This window comes from Mesobacillus subterraneus, assembly GCF_000934845.1.
In the GTDB taxonomy this organism is placed as follows: Bacteria; Bacillota; Bacilli; order Bacillales; family Cytobacillaceae; genus Mesobacillus; species Mesobacillus stamsii.
Window position 1 is genome coordinate 21686 of record NZ_JXIQ01000190.1, and the last position, 6663, is coordinate 28348.

The following is a 6663-nucleotide window of genomic DNA, read 5'->3' on the forward strand; positions in this document are numbered from 1 at the left end:
CTGTATGATTTAGGGCTCATATGCCGCTTCCCATCCAGCCTGCAATCAATGACAGGCAACCTGAGTCAAGTTGTTCAAGACAAGCCCTTACCTAAGCTTATGCACGGCCTCGATAAACATGTCTCCCCTGACTTCAAAAGTTTTATATTGATCCCAGCTTGCACACGCTGGCGAGAGCAGGATCACATCTCCGGGTACTGAATATTGGAAAGCCACGGGAACGGCCTTTTCCACATTATCGACGCGAAGAATCGTTTTTATTCCCGCTTCGTATCCAGCCTGTCCTACTTTTTCAGCAGTCTCTCCAAAAGTAATCAATACTTTGACGTTTTTTAAAGAGGGGATAAGTTGGTTGAAGGAATTCCCTCGGTCTAAGCCTCCGGCCAGCAATACGATTGGCTCTTCAAAAGCCGCCAGGGCATTTTCAGTTGCCAGAATATTTGTTGCTTTTGAGTCATTGTAAAATTTCCGGCCAGCAATATTTCCAACATATTGTAGTCTATGGCGGACACCAACAAATGTAGTCAGAACTTTGATGATCGCTTCTTGATCCGCTCCAGATAGTAATGCTGCCGCTACAGCGGACAGAATATTTTCGAGATTATGCTTCCCAGGTAGGACAATATCCTTCGTTTCCATGATCTGCTCCCCATTGAAGCATATCCAGCCATTATCCACGTATGCGCCGCTGTTCAGTACTTCATTCGTCGAAAAAGGCACGATTTGCGCTTTTGAATCGCGTGCGATCTTCAAGACCTCTTCCTGATCAGCGTTTACGATCAGATAGTCCTCTTCGGTCTGGTTCTTCGTAATCAACGCTTTCGCTGCAAAATATTCATCCCTTGAACCATGATAATCAAGATGTGCATCGTATAAATTGGTGATCACAGCAATCTTCGGCCTAAACGTACCGATTCCCATCAATTGAAAGGATGAGAGCTCAATAACAATCATATTCTCCTCCGTTGCTTTTTGGGCCACAGTGGATGCAACTGTTCCAATATTCCCGGCGATCAGTGGATGTTTCTTGCTCGTTTCAAGCATTTCAAAAATCAAGGTTGTTGTTGTAGTTTTTCCGTTCGTTCCAGTAATCGCTACTAGCGGCGCCTCTGAAATCTGGTAGGCTAACTCCACTTCCGTAATGACCGGGATCCCGTATTCTTCTGCCTTTTGGATCATTGGATTGTAATACGGAATTCCTGGATTCTTGACAACAAGTTCGAATCCTTCATCCATCAATTCAATCGGATGACTCCCGCAGACCACTTTGATCCCCTGTTCAAGCAAGCCTTGTGCTTCGGGATTTTCCGATAAAGGTTTGCTGTCATTGACGGTTACGAAAGCGCCTAATTTATGTAGCAGAGCAGCTGCGCTTACCCCGCTCTTGGCGAGGCCAAGAACGAGAATTTTTTTATGTTCATAGGTTTTAATAGCTTTCATTTAAATCCACACCTCAATATAAATTCCCAAGATCGCAAACAGCAAGCCTACCGTCCAGAATGTCACTACTACCCGCCATTCGGACCAGCCAATTATTTCATAGTGATGGTGAAGCGGACTCATCCGAAAAATCCTTTTTCCTGTTGTTTTAAATGATACAACTTGCAGGATCACAGATAATGTTTCAATCACGAAAATTCCGCCAATGATGATCAGGATAATTTCAAGATTTGCCAGTATTGCGACAGTTGCAATCGCGCCACCCAATGCAAGAGAGCCAGTGTCACCCATGAACACTTTTGCAGGATGGGCGTTAAAAACAAGAAATCCTAATACTGCACCTACAACCGCGACGGAAAAAATAGAAAGTTCGTACTGGGACTGGTTCCATGCGAGCACAGCTAACGCACCAAAAGCAATAGCTGCCGTCCCGGAAACCAGCCCGTCAAGCCCGTCCGTTAAGTTAACGGCATTGGAAAATCCAACCATCCAAAAAACGATAAACAGCGCATATCCCCAACCGAGGTCAAAAGAAAGGTCGGTTAACGGGACCTTGACGACTGTAGAAAATTCACTTTGATTGAAAATCAAGAAAAAAATGACTGAAATGATTATTTGACCAAGTAATTTTTGCTTGGACGTTAAACCAAGGTTTCGCTTCATGACGACCTTAATAAAATCGTCCATGAAACCAAGCAGACCAAACCCTAAAGTGACAAATAGCAATAGATAGGTTTCCACTGTAGGCTCCGAAAACTTTCCTGCCATAACAAGCGTTGTGATGGTAATGGAAACTAAAATCATCACTCCGCCCATTGTCGGAGTTCCTGTTTTTTTCTGATGTGATTTTGGGCCTTCTTCTCTAATGCTCTGACCAAATTTAAGCCTTTTCAGGAAAGGAATAACTACTGGCGAAAGCAGAACCGTAATTAAAAAACTCATCAATATTGTGAAAAAGATAACTTGCTCGAGCACGTTATTCCTCACCTGCCTTGCTTCTATTGCCGTCAAACCCATTAATTTTTTCGGCCATCACAGCTATATGATATGTTTTATTCCCTTCATTAAGAAGATCGATTTCTGGGAAAATAAATTTCGTTCTTTCCTTTATTTCTTCATGTTCTACCAAATAGTTATAGTATGATTTCATGATTTCCTCTAAACCTTTCAAATGATCTTGCGCAAAAAAAATCGGGAAGTGATTGGGAGTATAGAACGGAACTGGTACTCCTTCAGGCCATAGCGCTGCTACGGCACCGTTCGAAATCGCTTCTTGTAAAGTTCCAGATTCATCATTAATCGGAACAAACAATCCCTTTGGCTGTTCGGCATCTGCCTGGCTGCTTACAGTATGAAAGCGAATCTCTGCTTCTTTTAATCCACTCACCTTCAAAAACAGTCTCGATACATCCTGGTATGTCAGCATTTTACCTCTCCTCTATCGCCTCACGTGCTACAATCCTATCATCAAAATCAAACGTTCTGTCTCCAATTTGCTGATACGTTTCATGACCCTTTCCGGCAATCAAGATGACATCCCCTGTTTCGGCATGGTTAATGGCATGCTGAATCGCTTCTCTTCGGTCAACAATCGAAGTATACACTTCCCCCTTGACTCCTTCTTCCATATCCTTGATGATGGCTGACGGATCTTCGCTGCGCGGGTTGTCAGAGGTGAAAATGGCATTCGTTGCATATTCGCAGGCAATTTTTGCCATAAGCGGCCGTTTCGTTCGGTCACGATCGCCTCCGCAGCCAACTACACAAAAAATTCTCTTTTGCGCAAATTGCTGCACGGTTTTCAGAACGTTCTCCAGACTGTCTGGTGTGTGGGCATAGTCTACAATGACAGAGAAATCCTGGCCTGCATCTACCACTTCAAACCTTCCTGAGACTCCTTTTACAAGTTCTACTGATTTAATAATTGCCTCCAGAGAAATTCCAGATACAAGAGCGGCTCCAATGCTTGCAAGGACATTGTAGATACTAAACTTGCCGATCAGCTGAATGGTTACCTTCATTGTTCCAAATGGACTGACCAAATCAAATGTTGTTCCGCTCGCAGTCATGGAGATATTCATTGCCTGCAAGTCAGCGTAATTGTCAATACCATAGGTTAATAAATGAGCAGCTGTCAGCATCGCGAAGTCCTTACTGGCCGGATCATCCGCATTCAAAACAGCAAATTTTGGGGCTTCATGGTTGAATGTATTGCCTAGCTGTGAAAACAGCAAGCCTTTCGCCTTCTTGTATTCGTCCATCGTTTTATGGTAATCGAGATGGTCCTGAGTCAAATTCGTAAAGACTGCCACATTATAGTCGGTACCATGGACGCGACCATAGGCCAACGCGTGTGAGGATACTTCCATAACAGCTGTGTCGACCTGTTCATCGACCATTTTCTTAAACGTCTTCTGCAGTGTCAGGCTTTCCGGAGTAGTATTCTTCACGTCAAAAGTTTGTTCGCCGATTTTAGTGTACATTGTACCAATTAAGCCAGTTTTTTGACCAGCATCCTTGAAAATCTTTTCAATAATATGGCTAGTAGTCGTTTTTCCATTCGTCCCTGTAATTCCAATTACATGCAGTTTCTTGCTTGGCTGGTCATAAAAAGCATCGGCAAGCACCGCCATCGCTCGCATAGTATCCTTCACTACAATAACCGGGACATTGACAGAAAGCTCACGCTCGGCAAGAACTGCCGCCGCTCCATTTCTTACTGCTGCACCGGCAAAATCATGGCCATCCACTGTGTAGCCTTTAATACATATAAATAAACTTCCCGGATTCACGCGTCGGTTATCATTTTCAATCGAAGTAATCTCAGGGTTTTCTCCCTTGTAATCCACGAATGGATGTAAATACCCAATCAATTCGTGCAATTTCATAAATATCAAATCCTCTCAAACAACATCGCGACTTTTATTTTACATTATTAGACTAAATTTAGCTATCGCTTGGATGAAAAAGCACCAGCGTTTTTCCTCAAAAGATAGGAAACTATCCATTTATCTTGTTAATACCCCGCATGCTTTTTCGCTTATTGGAGCATGCAAAAGCAGCGGCGGATCTCGATCCTGCCGCCGCCTTCTATTGATTCTACCCTATGCTGCCTCTGTCAATCATTCATATACACCCTAATCGTCGATCCTTCCTTGATTTTCACTCCAGGTGAGGGAAGCTGTTCGACTACTTTCTCTCCGTCTTTTGCGATATCAAGCTGGAAATGGATCAATTGCTGTCTTAGTTCATCCTTGGATAAGCCTATAAGATCAGGAACCTCCACCATAGGTGTATCCAGCCATGTGAGTTCCTTTTCAATTTGATCCTTTCTCGGAGGGACCTCCATTGCTCTCAGGCTATCTTCCATGATATCCCCGACAATCGGCGCGGCTACCACCCCGCCAAACTGGACTGTACCTTTTGGATTATCAACAGCAACATAAATCACAATCTGTGGATCATCCGCAGGCGCAAAGCCAAGGAAGGAAACGATATGGTTATTTTCGAGATAACGTCCATCTTTTGCTTTTTGGGCAGTACCTGTCTTGCCACCAATTCTGTATGATTCTACATATGCATTTTTACCTGAGCCTTTAGCAACGACACTTTCAAGTGCATACCGAAGTTCCTTTGAAGTTTTCTCCGAAATGACTCTTCTTTTTGCCTGAGGGGTCTTTTCCATCACAACTTCCCCCGTAATCGGGTCAATCAATTCCTTGGCTATATAAGGGGTATAAAGTATGCCACCATTTACCGCCGCTGAAACAGCAGCAACCTGCTGAATCGGGGTCACGGATACACCTTGACCAAACGCTGTTGTTGCCTGTTCAATTGGTCCGACCTTATCGAGATTAAATAGAATTCCCTTGCCTTCTCCCTGGAGGTCGATGCCCGTTTTTTCGCCAAAGCCAAAACCCTTTACATATTGAAACAGTTTTTCTTTTCCAAGTCTGTCCCCGAGCTCAACAAAGCCCGGGTTGCATGAATTCTCAACCACTTCTAGGAAGGTTTGATCACCATGTCCACCCTTTTTCCAGCAGCGTATCCTCGCACCCGCTACCTCGACTGAACCCGAATCATAAAAGTGATCCTTTTCTAGATCTACCTTTCCTTCCTGAAGTGCAGCCGCTAGGGTAACGATTTTGAACGTTGATCCAGGTTCATACGTACTCCAGATCGGCAAGTTCCTATTATACACTTCCGGCGGTACATTTTGAAAATTCGCTGGATCAAAATCAGGTCTGCTGGACATTGCCAGGATTTCCCCATTTTTCGGATTCATCGCGATCGCAATCATCCCATCTGGATTGTATTTCGCCTGCGCAATATCCATTTCCCTCTCGATAATGGTCTGTACCCTGCTGTCGATTGTCAGCTTAAGATCTAGCCCATCTTTAGGCGGTTCGTAGTCATCTGCCATGTTTGGCATCCGCTGCTGTTTGGCATCCGCATAAAATTGCACAGATCCCTTCTTCCCTTTTAGCTCCTCATCATAGTATAATTCCAGTCCCATCAAACCTTGGTTATCCACACCTGCAAAACCGAGAACATGAGACAGGTAGCTACCATATGGATAATGACGTTTTGAATCTTCCCCGATATAAACACCTTTAATATCGAGCGCCCTGATTTCCTTCGCTTTTTCGTGGGAGATTTTCCTTCCCTCTGGGATCTTTTCAATCATTGTTTTTTTGGTAATATGCTGGTACGCCTTTTCCTTTGGCATATTCAATGCTTTGGCCAAGCTTTCTGCCGCAGACCGTGGATCCTTCACCTGGCGAGGAACGACATAAACAGTCGGAGTGCTTATATTTGTCGCCAGTGCCACTCCATTTCTGTCGGTAATTTCTCCTCGTTGCGGTTCGAACGGAACTTTCCTGCTCCATGAGTCCTTCGCCTTTTCTGTCAAAAAGTCACCAAGCATAAATTGAACATAGCCAAGCCGGACATCTATGATCAAAAACAGCAAAATTCCGATTACAAGAACGAGAGCAAGCCTTTTTCTGACCGTTACATTGGATACACGCATATTTGAAACGAACCTCCCTTAAAATTGTTCGACTGAAAACAATTACACTCGTTCCAATATATGCTTGTACGATTTTAAATATAACAAGAAGTACAGACAAGCGAATCTACATGGTAGACGCTGTGAACTACTCCCACCACTTACCACCCTTACAGGTGGCTTGAAGTGGGGGCTTCTCGACTTATCGTTGC

General features: G+C 44.0%; 5 protein-coding genes. All 5 read right to left on the minus strand.

Annotated elements, in window-relative coordinates; translation table 11 throughout:
• Nucleotides 1-87 precede the first annotated feature (87 nt).
• The 5 genes from murD to UB32_RS17835 all read right to left on the minus strand — a co-directional run bounded on the left by murD (nucleotide 88) and on the right by UB32_RS17835 (nucleotide 6472).
• Entirely contained in the window at nucleotides 88-1440 is a 1353-nt protein-coding gene (gene murD / locus UB32_RS17815) for a UDP-N-acetylmuramoyl-L-alanine--D-glutamate ligase (protein WP_044396358.1), read from the minus strand.
• Entirely contained in the window at nucleotides 1441-2415 is a 975-nt protein-coding gene (mraY, locus tag UB32_RS17820) for a phospho-N-acetylmuramoyl-pentapeptide-transferase (RefSeq protein ID WP_044396360.1), read from the minus strand.
• Between the two features lies 1 nt (nucleotide 2416).
• Nucleotides 2417-2866 (minus strand): hypothetical protein, encoded by a 450-nt coding sequence (locus UB32_RS17825; protein WP_044396362.1) that lies wholly within the window; start codon nucleotides 2864-2866, stop codon nucleotides 2417-2419.
• Nucleotide 2867: 1 nt separating this feature from the next.
• Complete coding sequence (locus tag UB32_RS17830) at nucleotides 2868-4328, minus strand: UDP-N-acetylmuramoyl-L-alanyl-D-glutamate--2,6-diaminopimelate ligase (protein WP_044396364.1); 1461 nt, start codon at nucleotides 4326-4328, stop codon at nucleotides 2868-2870.
• A 230-nt stretch (nucleotides 4329-4558) separates the two neighbouring features.
• Nucleotides 4559-6472 (minus strand): stage V sporulation protein D, encoded by a 1914-nt coding sequence (locus UB32_RS17835; RefSeq protein ID WP_044396366.1) that lies wholly within the window; start codon nucleotides 6470-6472, stop codon nucleotides 4559-4561.
• Nucleotides 6473-6663: the final 191 nt, after the last annotated feature.

Bases quoted from the DNA above. Each gene is read 5' to 3' on its own strand.
- UB32_RS17825 (WP_044396362.1), bottom strand. From the start codon at position 2,866: ATGCTGACATACCAGGATGTATCGAGACTGTTTTTGAAGGTGAGTGGA.
- UB32_RS17835 (WP_044396366.1), bottom strand. From the start codon at position 6,472: ATGCGTGTATCCAATGTAACGGTCAGAAAAAGGCTTGCTCTCGTTCTT.
- murD (WP_044396358.1), bottom strand. From the start codon at position 1,440: ATGAAAGCTATTAAAACCTATGAACATAAAAAAATTCTCGTTCTTGGC.
- UB32_RS17830 (WP_044396364.1), bottom strand. From the start codon at position 4,328: ATGAAATTGCACGAATTGATTGGGTATTTACATCCATTCGTGGATTAC.